This is a genomic window from Pseudomonas sp. JV245A (assembly GCF_032424515.1).
In the GTDB taxonomy this organism is placed as follows: Bacteria; Pseudomonadota; Gammaproteobacteria; order Pseudomonadales; family Pseudomonadaceae; genus Aquipseudomonas; species Aquipseudomonas protegens.
This window is the reverse complement of the sequence record NZ_VYKE01000062.1, coordinates 18,617-31,789: the sequence shown is the minus strand read 5'-3', so window position 1 is coordinate 31,789 and position 13,173 is coordinate 18,617. Positions and strand designations below refer to the sequence as shown.

Here is a 13,173-nt window from a genome sequence, read left to right as displayed (position 1 = left end):
CGGGAGCACGCTCGCTCGCCACAATATGCCCGGCGGCTGGTGCTTACTCCGGGTCTTTCTTCATCAACCCGGCCAGGGCGGCGAACGGGTTGTGGGTCGCCTTGGCGACTTTCGGGGTGCTCAGGGAGCCTTCGCCGAAGTACTGCTGGTCGGTGTAGCGCGAGTGCTCGTTATCGTGGCAGTACAGGCACAAGAGTTCCCAGTTGGAACCGTCCTGGGGGTTGTTGTCGTGGTTGTGATCGCGGTGGTGCACGGTCAACTCGCTCAGGCGCTTGCCGGAGAACTCCCGGGCGCAGCGGCCGCAGACATGGGGGTACATCTTCAGTGCCTTGTCGCGGTAGCCCATTTCCCGGTCGCGCTGGGCGTCGGCAAGGATACGGTCCAGCTTGGCGGTGTTGGACGGGGGAGTGGACGAACTCATGGGTTCACCTTTGTAGAAGGACTAATGACGGTAATGGACAAAGTTTAGCTCAGGCCTTGAGCTTCTCGGCAATCCAGATGGTGTGCCGGGTGCCGCGATTGCCATGGGCGAAGACCTGCACTTCCTCGGCCTTGAAGCCGGCCTTGCGCAGGCGCTCGGAGAACTGCCGGTCGGCGCTGGCCGACCACACCGCAAGAATGCCCTTGGGCCGCAGGGCCCGGGCGCAGGCGGCCAGGCCGGCGCTGGAGTAGAGCCAGCTGTTGGCTTTCTGGGTCAGGCCTTCGGGGCCGTTGTCGACGTCGAGCATGATCGCGTCGAAGCCCTGGGGCTCGGCCTGCAGGACCTTGGCCACGTCTTCCAGGCGGATCACCGTGCGCGGGTCCAGCAGCGGCCGGCCGGACTTTTCGCCGAGCGGGCCACGGTTCCATTCCACCACCCCGGGCACCAGCTCGGCGACCACCACCTCGGCGCTCTGGCCCAGGTGCTTGAGAGCAGCGGCCAGGGTGAAGCCCATGCCCAGGCCGCCGATCAGCACCCGTGAGTTCGGGCGCCCGGCGACCTTGCTGCAAGGGATCTGCGCCAGGGCGTCCTCGGAACCGTGCATGCGTGTGTTCATCAACTGGCCGCCGTCGCCGCCCTGGATCTTGATGACGAAATCCTCACCGTATTCGAACAGGCACAAGGCACCGCCGTTTTCAGGAATCGCAGTAGTGTCCAGCAGTACGAAACGTTTCATGGAGATCTCATTGAGGAAGGCAAAACGCCCCGGTTGGGAGTAGCCTGACGCCAGACAATAGCAATGGAGCCATTGATGAAGCGCACTATTCTAACGGTGATTGCCCAAGCGGCGCTCGCCCTCACCGCAGCCCTGGCGCTTGGTGCCGGCCCGGCTTTGGCCGACGAGCCGCAAAGCGCCCCGGTGGTGACCCCGGCGCCGACCCTCGGCACCCCGGGCACCGCGACCCCTACGCCTTATCCGCAAGTCACCCCGCCCAGCACGCCGAAAGCCGGCAGCAGTGGCAGCGCGCCCCTGCTGCCGCCGATCGACATGCCCAAGCCGCCCAAGGACCAGACCCTGCCCGGGCTGGAGCAGAACGACAGCAAACCCAAGGTTCAGGGTTGATGGATGTAGCGGGCGAGGGTACCCCGGGGCTCAGATTTGCTGCGCGAGCAACTGGCCGTCGGCCATGCGCAGCCGCTTTGACAGCGACACGGCCAGGGCGCGGATGATCTTGGCGGCGATCTTTGGCGCATCGTTGAGCATCTTCTCCAGGGAGTCCTTGCCCAGGTTGAGCAACTGGCAATGGCTGGCGGCCACGCAGGTAGCCGAACGTCGCTCGCCATCGAGCACCGCCATTTCGCCAAAGGCCCGGCCGCTGCGCAGGGTAGCGATGGTCAGGGGCTGGCCGTCGTGGTTGCGCTTTTGCACAGCTACCTGGCCGCTGTGGATGATGCACATGAAGCTGCCGGCATCGCCCTCATGAAAGATCGCTTCGCCCTCGGCGATGCTGCTGATGCTGAAGTAGCCGGCCGCAGCGATGAAGTCGGCGGGCAACAACTGGTCGAACAGGCCGCAGTCCATCAGCCAGTCGCGGATCTCGTTGTTCAGTAAGGTGGGTTCGGACATGGGATCACGGTCTTTTTCTTGTGTCTGTTGCACGGGCGCAGGCCCGGTCCGGCGGTTGCCGGCGGCGTTCTGGGTTAAGACAGGTACGCCGCCGGGAGTTCCTCAGGCCAGGCCCAGAATGTTCAGGATAAAGGCGTATTCGAGGGCTACGTCACGTAATCCCTGGTAACGCCCGCTCATGCCGCCATGGCCGGCCCCCAGTTCGGTCTTGAGCAGCAGCGGGTTGCCGTCGGTCCTGGTGGCCCGCAACCTGGCCACCCATTTGGCCGCTTCCCAGTACTGCACGCGGCTGTCGTTGTAGCCAGCGATCACCAGGAGCGCAGGGTAGGCCTGGGCGCGCACGTTCTCGTAGGGCGCGTAGGCCTTGATCCGTGCGTAGACCTCGGGCTCCTCGGGGTTGCCCCATTCGTCGTATTCGGTGACGGTCAGCGGCAGCTCCGGGTCGAGCATGGTGTTGAGCACATCGACGAAGGGCACTTCGGCGATGGCGACCTTGAACAGCTCGGGGCGCTGGTTGAGTACCGCGCCGATCAGCAGGCCGCCGGCGCTGCCGCCACTGATGGCCAACTGCTGGGCGCTGGTCAGGCCCTGGGCGATCAGGTGTTCGGCGCAGGCGATGAAGTCGCTGAAGGTGTTCTGCTTGTGTTCCTGCTTGCCGGCGCGGTACCAGGCCTCACCCAGCTCGCCGCCGCCGCGCACGTGGGCGATGGCAAAGGCCACGCCGCGATCGAGCAGGCTCAGGCGGGCGTGGGAGAACCAGGGGTCCAGGCTTTCGCCGTAGGCACCGTAGCCGTAGAGGTACAGCGGCGTCGGCTGGCCCAGGCAGTCGCGCTTGACCACCAGGCTGATGGGCACTTGGGTGCCGTCGGCGGCGGTGGCCCAGAGGCGCTGGCTGACGTAGGCCTCGGGGTCGAACGGGCCCAGTACCGGGGTTTCCTTCAGCACCTGCTGCTGGCCGTCGGCCAGTTGCAGCTGGCGCACCTGGGCCGGGCGGTTCAGGGCCTCGTAGCGCAGGCGGATGCGCTCGCTGGAAAACTCCAGGCTGTTCTGCACGTGCAGGCTGTAGGCCGCATCCGGCAGTTGCACGCGGTACATCGGCAGGTCCCGGGGGTGCACTTCGATGATCGGCAGGCCGCCTTCGCGCAGGCTCAGGGTCATGGCTGCGGCGTTGAGGGTTACACCGTCGAGCATCACTTCGGGGTTGTGCGGCACCAGCAGTTGCCAGTCGTCCTGCTCGGGGATCACGCCGTTGTCCGCGGCCTGGTAGAGAGCGAAGTTGATGCCGTCGCGGTTGCTGCGGATGAACCAGGTCCATTGGCCGTCCAGCAGGCCGTGGTCGACATCGTATTCATGGCCTTCGACCCGCGGCGCCAGGCAAGTGAACGGCAGCTGTGGCTGCGTGGCGTCCAGGGCCCAGGTCTCGCCGGTGGTCTTGCTGCCCAGGGACAGCAGCAGTTGGCGTTCGGAGCTGGAACGGTAGCAATGCAGGAAGAAGCGTCCGTCCGGCTCGTGGAACACTTCCTCGGCGGCGGTGCCATCCAGCCGGTAGCGCAACAGCTTGTGCGGGCGGTGGGTATCGTCCAGCTCGCCGAAGAACAGGGTCAGGCTGTCGTTGGCCCAGGTCATGCTGCCGTCGCAGTTGTCGAAGGACAGCTCGCTGACTTTGTCGCTGGCCAGCTCCTTGACGAACAGGGTGTAGATTTCCTCCCCAGTGGTGTCGAGGCTGTAGGCCAGGCGCTGGTGGTCGGGGCTGATGCTGAAGGCCCCGAGGGAGAAGAAGCCGCCATTGGCCAGGGCGTTGGGGTCCAGCAGCAGTTGCTCGCGGCTTTCGTCCACCGTCAGGCTGTCGTCCGCCGGGCGCGGGCAGCGGTAGTGGCGGGCGTATTCGTCGCCGGCGGTGGTGCGGGTGTAGTACAGGTACGGGCCCCAGGGCGAGGGCAGGGACAGGTCGGTTTCGAGGATCCGCCCCTTGATCTCCTGGAACAGCGTTTCACGCAGGGGCCCCTGATGCGCCAACTGGGCGTCCAGGTAGCTGTTTTCAGCCTTCAGGTAATCGAGCACCGCGTCGGTGTCGCGTTCCTGCAGCCAGGCATACGGGTCAGCGCCTTCGGCCTTGTGGGCAATCGGGGCGCTGCTGTCGTTGGCGGTTAAGGGCATGGGTGGCTCTCGGGCGATGACAAATGAGGGCTGGGCAGACGGCGGTGCAGCCTGACACGGCAAAAGTCGTTATCATAAGCGCCTCTTTGCCTGCCTTGCCATGGACACCATGACCGAGAACGACTATCTGATCGCCTGGGGGCTCTATGCCTTCGCCGCCTTGGGCTGCCTGCTGGTGTGGATGCGCCTGACCCGCTGGATGTGGCGCTGGCTGCGCGAACCGCTGCGAGTGCTGGTGGCGGTGCTGCTGTTCAGCCCGACCATCATCGACCCGGTCAAGGAAAAATTTGCCCCGGCCGTGGCCATCACCGCCCTGGATATAGCCTTCAAGGTCGGCAACAACGCCTGGCGTGCGGTATCCGACCTGTTCATGTACGGCATGATCGCTTTTGGCGTCTACCTGCTGTTCGTGCTGATCCGCTGGCCCATCGAGCGCGCGGCCAGGGAGCGCCGGGAACGCAACGAAGCGGCGAAAGCTGCCGCCAAGGCTGCCGAAGTGGAGGATGACCAGCCCTTCGGTGGCGCCGGCAATGACCGTTACGGCCGCCAGCCTGCAGCCGGCACCCCCCTGAATACGCGGGTCGAACCGCGTTTGTAACGCTGCCCCCGGCATTGAAGCGAGAGTCCGAGCATGTGTGAGTTGTTGGGCATGAGCGCCAATGTACCGACCGATATCGTCTTCAGCTTTACCGGGCTGATGCAGCGCGGCGGCCGCACCGGCCCCCATCGCGACGGCTGGGGCATCGCTTTCTATGAAGGCCGCGGCCTGCGCCTGTTCCAGGACCCGGCGGCCAGCAGCGAGTCGGAAGTGGCCAACCTGGTTCAGCGTTACCCGATCAAGAGCGAAGTGGTGATCGGCCATATCCGCCAGGCCAACGTCGGCAAGGTCTGCCTGGCCAACACTCATCCTTTTGTCCGCGAGCTGTGGGGCCGCAACTGGTGCTTTGCGCACAATGGCCAGTTGGCGGATTTCCAGCCCCAGGCCAGCTTCTACCGCCCGGTGGGCGATACCGACAGCGAAGCGGCTTTCTGTGACCTGCTGAACCGGGTGCGGGCCGCCTTTCCCGAGCCGGTGGAAATCGAGGAACTGCTGCCGATCCTGATCCAGGCCTGCAGCGAATACCGCAGCAAGGGCGTGTTCAACGGCCTGCTCAGCGACGGTGACTGGCTGTTCTGCTATTGCTCGACCAAACTGGCGCAGATCACCCGGCGCGCCCCATTCGGCCCGGCGCGGCTGAAGGATGTGGATGTGATCGTCGACTTCCAGGCCGAAACCACGCCCAACGACGTGGTCACGGTGATCGCCACTGAACCCTTGACCGAAAACGAAACCTGGACCCGCTACCAGCCGGGCCAGTGGAGCCTGTGGCGGCGCGGTGAATGCGTCAGCCATGGCCAGACCGAATAAGGACATCCCTATGTTGCTCAGTTATCTGCGGCTGGTGCTGTTCGCCGCCGGCCTGTTGATCGGTGTGCAAGTGCCGGGTTTCATCAGTGATTACGCCAAGCGCGTCGAGGCGCATTTGATCGAGTCGCAGCACAGCCTGCAGGGCTTCCAGGGCACCGCGCAGCAATTCTTCAAGGGCGACATGAACGCCCTGGTGGCCCATTACCGGGCCAGCGACGATCCGGTGTTTCGCAGCGATGCCGAGAGCCTGAGCGGCTTGCTCAGCCGCCAGCTGGCCCTGGACAAGCAATACCAGGCGATGCAGGGGCCCTGGTACATCCGCCTGCTGCAAGTGGCCCTGGCCCCCGACCCGGAAATCCGCAAGGAAACCTGGGACGGCTACAGCTACCAGATCCTGCTGACCCCGGAAGCCATGATCTGGGGTATCAGTGGCGCCTTGCTGCTGTCCTTCGGCCTGGAATGCCTGTACCGGCTGATCGACTGGGTAGTGCTGGGCGGCAAGCGCCTGCGCCAGAGCCGCCCGATTGAAGAGCGCGACCTCAAAGGCCTCTGACCCCCTGTAGGAGCCGGCTTGCCGGCGAAGGGGGCCGCGTGGCTTGCGCCTGACTGAAGATCGCCTTCGCTGGCAAGCCAGCTCCTACGAGGGGGGCGATGGCGATGTTCACTGGGGTTCGCTGAGCACCAGGTAATCCGCGCCGACCTTCTGCCCATAGCGCTGCACCACGCGCTGGCACAGCTCGACTATGTCCTCCACCAATTCCACTCCCACCCGCCACGACACCACCACTTGCAGGTTCGGCGGGCGCTGTTCGATGGCCAGCAGGGTCAGTTCGCCCCGGGCCAGTTCCTCGCGCACCAGCACCGGCGGCAGGGCGCCGATGCCGAAGCCGTCCCGCAGCAGGCGGGTGATGGCCGACACCGAGTTGACGCAGTTGAGCCGCGGCGCCAGCACGCCGTTGGCCTGCATCAGGCTCAGCACCTGCTGGTGGGGCAGGGAGTTCTTCGAGTAGGTGACGATCCGTTCCCGGGCCAGCTCGGCGACGTTGGCGTAGTCGCGGTTGTAGATCGAGTTGCTGGCGGCGATCCAGCCCATGGGATAGCTGGCCAGTTCCAGGCTGCGGATGCTTTCCTGGCGCAGCAGGTCGGTTTGCAGCACCAGGTCCAGAAAGCCCTTTTGCAACTGTTCGCACAGGTTCAGTGAGGTGTCGGCCACCAGCTCGATTTCCACCTGCGGGTAGTGGTCCATCATCTCTGCCACCAGGGGGCTGAGCCAGGTGTGGATCACCGTATCCATGACCCCGATGCGAACCCGCCCGACCTTGCTCGACGGCGCTTGGATGGACTGTTTCAGCACCTGCAGGGTGTCGAGCATCTGCTCGGCGTGCTCCAGCACCTTGACGCCTTCCGGGGTCAGGCTGACGCCCCGGGAGTCGCGCAGGAGCAGCTTCACGCCCAGCTCGCCCTCCAGCACCGCGATGCGGCTGGAGATCGCCGCCTGGGTGGTAAAGAGTTTTTCCGCGGTGTGGCTGAAGCTCTTCAGCCGCGCGACCCAGACGAAGGTTTCGAGGAACTTGAGGTTCATGGGATCAACTTTTCTTATGCATAAGGGCAGTTTTTATTAGTTGGACGCAGTTGGCGCTCGAGCCGAAGAATGCGCCAACCCACGATATGCGTCGTCGGGGCCCAGAACAACACCAATAAATTACCCTGGAGATCGCCATGAGTGCGCCCGAAACACTGGCCGCCAAGGCCCCGCGCCGCGCCGGCCCGTTTGACTGGTACCGGGACATCAACCAGCAGGAGCGCCGGACATTCTGGAGCTGCAAGCTCGGTTATGGCCTGGATGGCATGGACACGCAGATGCTCAGTTTCGTGATCCCGACCCTGATCGCACTGTGGGGCATCACCTCCGCCGAAGCCGGGCTGATCCATACCAGTACCTTGCTGGCCTCCGCCCTGGGAGGCTGGATCGCCGGGATCCTCTCCGACCGCATTGGCCGGGTGCGCACGTTGCAACTCACGGTCCTGTGGTTCGCATTCTTTACCTTTTTGTGTGGCCTGGCGCAGAACTACGAGCAGTTGCTGATCGCCCGGACCCTGATGGGCTTCGGCTTCGGTGGCGAGTGGACCGCCGGGGCGGTACTGATCGGCGAGGTGATCCGTGCCAAGAACCGTGGCAAGGCGGTGGGCATGGTGCAGTCCGGCTGGGCCCTGGGCTGGGGCATAACGGCGTTGCTATATGCGCTGCTGTTCTCCCTGCTGCCGCCGGAAGACGCCTGGCGCGGGCTGTTCCTGCTGGGCATCCTGCCGGCGATCTTCGTGATTTTCGTCCGCCGCCTGGTCAAGGACCCTGAGGTCTATCGCCAAACCCGGGCCCGGGAAGAGCCCAGCAACCCGGCCCGGTTCTACGAGATCTTCGCCCCGGGGATCCTCAGCACCACCCTGCGCGCATCGCTGTTGGCGGCGGGGGCCCAGGGCGGCTACTACGCCATCACTTTCTGGCTGCCGACCTTCCTCAAGACCGAGCGCGGCCTGAGCGTGCTGAGCACCGGCGGCTACCTGGCCATGGTGATCTTCGGCTCTTACATGGGCTATGTGATCAGCGCCTACCTGACCGATATTCTCGGGCGCAAGAAGAACTTCGTACTGTTCGCCGCCGGCTCTTTCACCATCGTCCTGCTCTATACGCAAATGCCGGTGAGCAACGCGGTGATGCTCTGGCTGGGCTTTCCCCTGGGCTTTTTCGCCTCGGGCATCTTCAGCGGCATGGGAGCGTTCCTCACCGAACTGTTCCCCACCCGCATCCGCGGTTCCGGCCAGGGTTTCTGCTACAACAGCGGCCGGGCGCTGGCGGCGCTGTTCCCCCTGCTGATCGGCCTGCTCAGCCAGCATGTGCCGCTGGGCGCGGCCATCGGCACCTTTGCCGCGGTGTCCTACGGCGTGGTGGTGCTGGCAGCGCTGAGCCTGCCGGAAACCCGCGGCAAGGAACTTGAGGCACGCTAACTGATAATCTGCCGGGCATTGCCAGCGCTGCCCCGCAGCTGACCCCTTATAAAAAACACAGGAACACTGACCATGAGCCGCCTGTTATTGAATTGCGACATCGGCGAAAGCTTTGGCAACTGGACCCTGGGCCTGGATGCCGAAGTCATGCCCTTTATCGACTGCGCCAACATCGCCTGCGGTTTCCACGCCGGTGACCCGGGCATCATGCGCAAGACCGTGGCCCTGGCCCTGGCCAATGGCGTGCGCATCGGTGCGCATCCGGCGTACCAGGACCTGGCAGGCTTTGGCCGCCGCTCCATGAGCTACTCGCCCGAGGAAATCCAGGACCTGCTGCACTATCAGATCGGTGCGCTGGACGGCATCTGCCAAGCCCAGGGCGGCCGGGTCGAGTACGTCAAACCCCACGGCGCGATGTACAACGACATGATGGCCAAGCCTGCGCAACTGCGGGCGGTGATCCAGGCCGTGGCAGCCTACGACCCGCAACTGCCGCTGATGCTCATGGCCACCCGCGACAACAGCGCGGCCCAGGCCCTGGGCGATGAGTACGGCGTGACCCTGTGGTTCGAAGCCTTTGCCGACCGCGCCTACGACAACGCCGGGCATCTGGTGTCGCGGCAGTTGCCGGGGGCGGTGCACCATGACGCGCAAACCATCCTCCAGCAGGCCCTGACCATCGCCCGCGGCGAGCCCCTGGCCGCCAGCGACGGCAGCGCCTTGCTGCTGCACGCCAATACACTGTGCGTGCATGGCGACAACGCCAGTTCGGTGGCGGCGGTGCAGCGCATTCGCGAGGCCCTGAACCAGCAGTCCGGCCTATGAAGCCACAGGTTGAAGTAGTTGCCATCGACTGCCTGATGGTGCGGCTGTTCGAGGTGATCGCCGAGGACAACATGCCCTGGATGCTGGCCGCCGCCGAAGGGCTGCGGCGGGCCTTCGGCGAGTCTCTGGTCGATCTGGTGCCGTCCTATACCACGCTGATGGTGCATTACGATTTGCTGGCCCTGAGCCCGTCCGAGGCCCGGCAGCGGATCGAGGTCGCCTTGACCGACCTGGCGCCCGGCACCACCCAGGCCGGGCGCGAGCACGTGCTGCCGGTGTGGTACGACCTCAGTGTCGGGCCGGAACTGGTGCTGTTGTCCCGGCGCAGCGGGCTGTCGGTGGCCGAGGTGATCGAGCGTCACAGCCAGCGTGAGTATCAAGTGTTTGCCCTGGGCTTCGCTCCCGGGTTTGCCTTCATGGGGCTGGTGGAGGAGGCGCTCGCGGCGCCGCGGCTGAACACCCCGCGCAAGCGGGTGGCGGCGGGCAGTGTGGGGATCGCCGAACGGCAGACCGCGGCTTACCCGGTGGTATCGCCGGGGGGCTGGAACCTGATCGGCCGCACCCCGAGCCGGTTGTTCGATCGCGAGCGCGACGGCTACAGCCTGATGCAACCGGGGGACCGGGTGCGCTTTGCCCCAGTGGAGCGGGCCGAGTTCCTGCGCCTGGGGGGCGATGACACGCCACTGGAGGTGCCGGCATGAGCCGACTGACGATCGAGGCCAGCACCCCGCTGTGCCTGCTGCAGGATGCCGGGCGCTTTGGCGTGCGCCACCTGGGCGTGACCCAGGGCGGGGCGCTGGACTGGGTGTCGATGTCCTGGGCCAACTGGCTGCTGGGCAATGCCCTGGATGCGCCGGTGGTGGAAATCACCCTGGGCGGTTTCACCCTGCAGGCCGAGGACTATTGCCTGCTGGCTTTGGCCGGGGCTGATCTTGGGGCCTATGTGGATGAGCGGCCTTTGACCCCGGGGCGCAGTTTCATCCTGCAAAAGGGCCAGCGGCTGCGATTCACCCAGCCATTTTCTGGGGCCCGGGCCTATCTGGCCGCCCCTGGCGGTTTCGACGCGCCCAAGGTGTTGGGCAGTTGCGCCAGCGTGTTGCGTGAAGCCCTGGGTGGCCCCGATGGTTATGGCCGCGCCCTGAGCGAGGGTGGGGTGTTGAGTTATTCGGGAACTGGCGGTGCGCTCAAGAGCCTGTCGGCGGAGCAACTGCCGGATTGGCAATCCGCTGCACCGCTGGAGGTGATCCTGGGGGCGCAGATCGGCCAGTTCAGCGGTTTGAGCCTGTTCGATGCCTTCAATAGCAGTTGGAGCCTGGACAGCCGGGCCGACCGCATGGGCGCGCGCTTGCTCGGGCCGGTCTTGCAGTACCAGGGCCGGCCGATGATTTCCGAGGGCATTCCCCTGGGGGCGATCCAGGTGCCGCCGGACGGCCAGCCGATCATCCTGCTCAATGACCGGCAGACCATTGGCGGCTATCCACGGCTGGGGGCGTTGACCCCGCTGTCCCTGGCGCGGTTGGCGCAGTGCCTGCCGGGCAGCGAAGTGCGCCTGGCGCCGGTGGTACAGGAAACGGCGCATCGGCAGCAGGTGGCGTTCCTGCGCCGGTTCCAGTGAGGGGCTGAAAGCTTCGCCGGCAAGCCGGCTCCTACATCGCCCTGTAGGAGCCGGCTTGCCGGCGAACGGGTTTATTTGGACAGGAAGCGCATGCCTTCTTCCAGGCCACGCAGGGTCAGTGGGTACATCTGGTCTTCGATCAACTCGCGAACGATATTGGTCGAAGCGGTGTAGCCCCAGGTGTCCTTGGGATAAGGGTTGATCCAGATGAGCTTCTTGTACTTCTCCATGAAGCGCTGCATCCACACGTAGCCGGCTTCTTCGTTCCAGTGCTCCACGCTGCCGCCGGCCTGGGTGATTTCATAGGGCGCCATGGCGGCATCCCCGACGAAGATCACTTTGTAGTCGGCGCCGTACTTGTGCAGCAGGTCCTGGGTCGAGGTGCGCTCGGAGCCGCGGCGCATGTTGTTCTTCCACACCGACTCATAGATGAAGTTGTGGAAGTAGTAGTACTCCAGGTGCTTGAACTCGGTCTTGCAGGCCGAGAACAGTTCCTCGCAGATCTTCACGTGGGCATCCATGGAACCGCCGATGTCGAACAGCAACAGCAACTTGATGCTGTTGCGCCGTTCCGGGCGCATCTGGATGTTCAGCAGCCCGGCATCCCGGGCGGTGTGGTCGATGGTGCCGTCGATGTCCAGCTCCTCCGCCGCACCCTGGCGCGCGAACTTGCGCAGCCGGCGCAGGGCCACCTTGATGTTGCGGGTGCCCAGTTCCACCGAGTCGTCGAGGTTCTTGTACTCGCGCTGGTCCCAGACTTTCACCGCCTTGCCCTGGCGCTTGCCGGCATCGCCGACGCGGATGCCTTCCGGGTTGAAGCCACCGGAGCCGAACGGGCTGGTGCCGCCGGTGCCGATCCACTTGTTGCCGCCGGCATGGCGTTCCTTCTGTTCTTCCAGGCGTTTCTTGAACTCTTCGATGAGCTTGTCCAGGCCGCCCAGGGACTGGATCTGCGCCCGCTCTTCATCCGTCAGCGAGCGCTCGAACTCCTTGCGCAGCCAATCCTCGGGGATCAGCGCCTGCAGGTGGTCGTCGAGTTTTTCCAGGCCGTTGAAGTAGGCGCCGAAGGCCCGGTCGAACTTGTCGAAATGCCGTTCGTCCTTCACCAGGATCGCCCGGGCGAGGTAGTAGAACTCGTCCATGTCGGCGAAGGTCACGCGCTGCTTGAGCGCGTTGATCAGGTCCAGCAGCTCGCGCACCGACACCGGCACCTTGGCCGCGCGCATTTCATTGAACAGGTTGAGCAGCATGGCATCAGCCTCTTAACGACTACCGCGACGGCTCATGAACGCCAGGCGTTCGAGCAATTGCACATCCTGCTCGTTCTTCACCAGGGCGCCGGCCAGGGGCGGGATGGCCTTGGTCGGATCGCGCTCGCGCAGCACCGCTTCGCCGATGTTGTCGGCCATCAGCAGCTTGAGCCAGTCCACCAGTTCCGAGGTCGAGGGCTTCTTCTTCAGGCCCGGCACTTTGCGCACATCGAAGAACACGTCCAGGGCTTCGCTGACCAGGTCCTTCTTGATGTCCGGGTAGTGCACATCGACGATCTTCTGCAGGGTGGTGCGGTCGGGGAAGGCGATGTAGTGGAAGAAGCAGCGACGCAGGAAGGCGTCCGGCAGCTCTTTCTCGTTGTTGGAGGTAATGATGATGATCGGCCGCTGCTTGGCCTTGATGGTCTCGTCGATCTCGTAGACGTAGAACTCCATCTTGTCGAGTTCCTGCAGCAGGTCGTTGGGGAACTCGATGTCGGCCTTGTCGATCTCGTCGATCAGCAGGATCACCCGCTCCTCGGATTCGAAGGCCTCCCACAGCTTGCCCTTCTTCAGGTAGTTGCGAATGTCGTGCACCTTGTCCACGCCCAGTTGCGAATCGCGCAGGCGGCTGACCGCGTCGTACTCGTACAGGCCCTGGTGGGCCTTGGTGGTGGACTTGATGTGCCAGGTGATCAGCTTGGCGCCGAAGGATTCGGCCAGTTGCTCGGCAAGCATGGTCTTGCCGGTGCCGGGTTCGCCCTTGACCAGCAGCGGACGCTCCAGGGTGATGGCGGCATTGACTGCCAGCTTCAGGTCATCGGTGGCGACATATGCGCTGGTGCCTTCGAACTTCATCTGCAATTC

At 64.7% G+C, this 13,173-nt stretch carries 15 protein-coding genes; 8 read left to right on the top strand and 7 right to left on the bottom strand.

Annotated features, from left to right (window positions below):
• Window positions 1-43: 43 nt before the first annotated feature.
• Entirely contained in the window at window positions 44-421 is a 378-nt protein-coding gene (locus F6S12_RS17750; RefSeq protein WP_011059841.1) for a YajD family HNH nuclease, read from the bottom strand.
• A 49-nt stretch (window positions 422-470) separates the two neighbouring features.
• Window positions 471-1,157: a spermidine synthase gene (locus tag F6S12_RS17745; protein WP_265577984.1), complete on the bottom strand. Its 687-nt coding sequence runs from the start codon at window positions 1,155-1,157 to the stop codon at window positions 471-473.
• 75 nt (window positions 1,158-1,232) lie between these two features.
• Between F6S12_RS17745 and F6S12_RS17740 the strand changes: the two genes are divergently transcribed.
• Complete coding sequence (locus F6S12_RS17740; protein WP_011059843.1) at window positions 1,233-1,544, top strand: hypothetical protein; 312 nt, start codon at window positions 1,233-1,235, stop codon at window positions 1,542-1,544.
• Between the two features lie 30 nt (window positions 1,545-1,574).
• On the opposite strand, the gene F6S12_RS17735 is transcribed toward F6S12_RS17740, so the two are convergent.
• Together F6S12_RS17735 and F6S12_RS17730 are read right to left on the bottom strand one after the other, a co-directional pair.
• Window positions 1,575-2,048, bottom strand: a complete 474-nt coding sequence (locus F6S12_RS17735) for a cyclic nucleotide-binding domain-containing protein (protein WP_053149607.1) — start codon at window positions 2,046-2,048, stop codon at window positions 1,575-1,577.
• 102 nt (window positions 2,049-2,150) lie between these two features.
• Entirely contained in the window at window positions 2,151-4,205 is a 2,055-nt protein-coding gene (locus F6S12_RS17730; protein WP_053149609.1) for a S9 family peptidase, read from the bottom strand.
• Between the two features lie 100 nt (window positions 4,206-4,305).
• Here F6S12_RS17730 and F6S12_RS17725 point away from each other — a divergent pair, with 100 nt between their 5' ends.
• The 3 genes from F6S12_RS17725 to F6S12_RS17715 are packed head-to-tail and all read left to right on the top strand — an operon-like array spanning window position 4,306 to window position 6,166.
• A complete protein-coding gene (locus F6S12_RS17725) occupies window positions 4,306-4,803 on the top strand; it encodes a hypothetical protein (RefSeq protein ID WP_011059846.1) in 498 nt (165 codons plus the stop codon).
• A 33-nt stretch (window positions 4,804-4,836) separates the two neighbouring features.
• On the top strand, window positions 4,837-5,613 hold the full coding sequence (locus F6S12_RS17720; protein WP_015634553.1) for a class II glutamine amidotransferase: 777 nt from the start codon (window positions 4,837-4,839) through the stop codon (window positions 5,611-5,613).
• 10 nt (window positions 5,614-5,623) lie between these two features.
• The gene (locus F6S12_RS17715) at window positions 5,624-6,166 is read left to right on the top strand and encodes a DUF2937 family protein (protein ID WP_011059848.1); all 543 of its coding nucleotides are present in this window, start codon (window positions 5,624-5,626) and stop codon (window positions 6,164-6,166) included.
• Window positions 6,167-6,274: 108 nt separating this feature from the next.
• On the opposite strand, the gene F6S12_RS17710 is transcribed toward F6S12_RS17715, so the two are convergent.
• The gene (locus F6S12_RS17710) at window positions 6,275-7,195 is read right to left on the bottom strand and encodes a LysR family transcriptional regulator (RefSeq protein WP_315869154.1); all 921 of its coding nucleotides are present in this window, start codon (window positions 7,193-7,195) and stop codon (window positions 6,275-6,277) included.
• Between the two features lie 137 nt (window positions 7,196-7,332).
• On the opposite strand from F6S12_RS17710, the gene F6S12_RS17705 reads away from it, so the two are divergent.
• The 4 genes from F6S12_RS17705 (at window position 7,333) to F6S12_RS17690 (ending at window position 11,056) form a co-directional block, all read left to right on the top strand.
• On the top strand, window positions 7,333-8,616 hold the full coding sequence (locus tag F6S12_RS17705; protein ID WP_011059850.1) for an MFS transporter: 1,284 nt from the start codon (window positions 7,333-7,335) through the stop codon (window positions 8,614-8,616).
• A 72-nt stretch (window positions 8,617-8,688) separates the two neighbouring features.
• On the top strand, window positions 8,689-9,441 hold the full coding sequence (locus tag F6S12_RS17700) for a 5-oxoprolinase subunit PxpA (protein WP_053149614.1): 753 nt from the start codon (window positions 8,689-8,691) through the stop codon (window positions 9,439-9,441).
• A complete protein-coding gene (gene pxpB, locus F6S12_RS17695) occupies window positions 9,438-10,142 on the top strand; it encodes a 5-oxoprolinase subunit PxpB (RefSeq protein ID WP_011059852.1) in 705 nt (234 codons plus the stop codon). The genes F6S12_RS17700 and pxpB overlap by 4 nt, the downstream gene beginning before the upstream one ends.
• Window positions 10,139-11,056, top strand: a complete 918-nt coding sequence (locus F6S12_RS17690) for a biotin-dependent carboxyltransferase family protein (protein ID WP_123473803.1) — start codon at window positions 10,139-10,141, stop codon at window positions 11,054-11,056. Before pxpB ends, F6S12_RS17690 begins: the two co-directional genes overlap by 4 nt.
• Before the next feature lie 71 nt (window positions 11,057-11,127).
• On the opposite strand, the gene F6S12_RS17685 is transcribed toward F6S12_RS17690, so the two are convergent.
• Both F6S12_RS17685 and F6S12_RS17680 read right to left on the bottom strand, forming a co-directional pair.
• A complete protein-coding gene (locus tag F6S12_RS17685) occupies window positions 11,128-12,306 on the bottom strand; it encodes a vWA domain-containing protein (RefSeq protein ID WP_011059854.1) in 1,179 nt (392 codons plus the stop codon).
• Window positions 12,307-12,318: 12 nt separating this feature from the next.
• A complete protein-coding gene (locus F6S12_RS17680) occupies window positions 12,319-13,164 on the bottom strand; it encodes an AAA family ATPase (RefSeq protein ID WP_011059855.1) in 846 nt (281 codons plus the stop codon).
• Window positions 13,165-13,173: the final 9 nt, after the last annotated feature.

Excerpts from the sequence above, each read along its gene's own strand:
- F6S12_RS17740 (WP_011059843.1), top strand. The coding sequence starts at position 1,233 with ATGAAGCGCACTATTCTAACGGTGATTGCCCAAGCGGCGCTCGCCCTC.
- F6S12_RS17680 (WP_011059855.1), bottom strand. The coding sequence starts at position 13,164 with ATGAAGTTCGAAGGCACCAGCGCATATGTCGCCACCGATGACCTGAAG.
- F6S12_RS17720 (WP_015634553.1), top strand. The coding sequence starts at position 4,837 with ATGTGTGAGTTGTTGGGCATGAGCGCCAATGTACCGACCGATATCGTC.
- F6S12_RS17745 (WP_265577984.1), bottom strand. The coding sequence starts at position 1,157 with ATGAAACGTTTCGTACTGCTGGACACTACTGCGATTCCTGAAAACGGC.
- F6S12_RS17715 (WP_011059848.1), top strand. The coding sequence starts at position 5,624 with ATGTTGCTCAGTTATCTGCGGCTGGTGCTGTTCGCCGCCGGCCTGTTG.
- pxpB (WP_011059852.1), top strand. The coding sequence starts at position 9,438 with ATGAAGCCACAGGTTGAAGTAGTTGCCATCGACTGCCTGATGGTGCGG.
- F6S12_RS17700 (WP_053149614.1), top strand. The coding sequence starts at position 8,689 with ATGAGCCGCCTGTTATTGAATTGCGACATCGGCGAAAGCTTTGGCAAC.
- F6S12_RS17690 (WP_123473803.1), top strand. The coding sequence starts at position 10,139 with ATGAGCCGACTGACGATCGAGGCCAGCACCCCGCTGTGCCTGCTGCAG.
- F6S12_RS17730 (WP_053149609.1), bottom strand. The coding sequence starts at position 4,205 with ATGCCCTTAACCGCCAACGACAGCAGCGCCCCGATTGCCCACAAGGCC.
- F6S12_RS17685 (WP_011059854.1), bottom strand. The coding sequence starts at position 12,306 with ATGCTGCTCAACCTGTTCAATGAAATGCGCGCGGCCAAGGTGCCGGTG.
- F6S12_RS17750 (WP_011059841.1), bottom strand. The coding sequence starts at position 421 with ATGAGTTCGTCCACTCCCCCGTCCAACACCGCCAAGCTGGACCGTATC.
- F6S12_RS17735 (WP_053149607.1), bottom strand. The coding sequence starts at position 2,048 with ATGTCCGAACCCACCTTACTGAACAACGAGATCCGCGACTGGCTGATG.
- F6S12_RS17705 (WP_011059850.1), top strand. The coding sequence starts at position 7,333 with ATGAGTGCGCCCGAAACACTGGCCGCCAAGGCCCCGCGCCGCGCCGGC.
- F6S12_RS17710 (WP_315869154.1), bottom strand. The coding sequence starts at position 7,195 with ATGAACCTCAAGTTCCTCGAAACCTTCGTCTGGGTCGCGCGGCTGAAG.
- F6S12_RS17725 (WP_011059846.1), top strand. The coding sequence starts at position 4,306 with ATGGACACCATGACCGAGAACGACTATCTGATCGCCTGGGGGCTCTAT.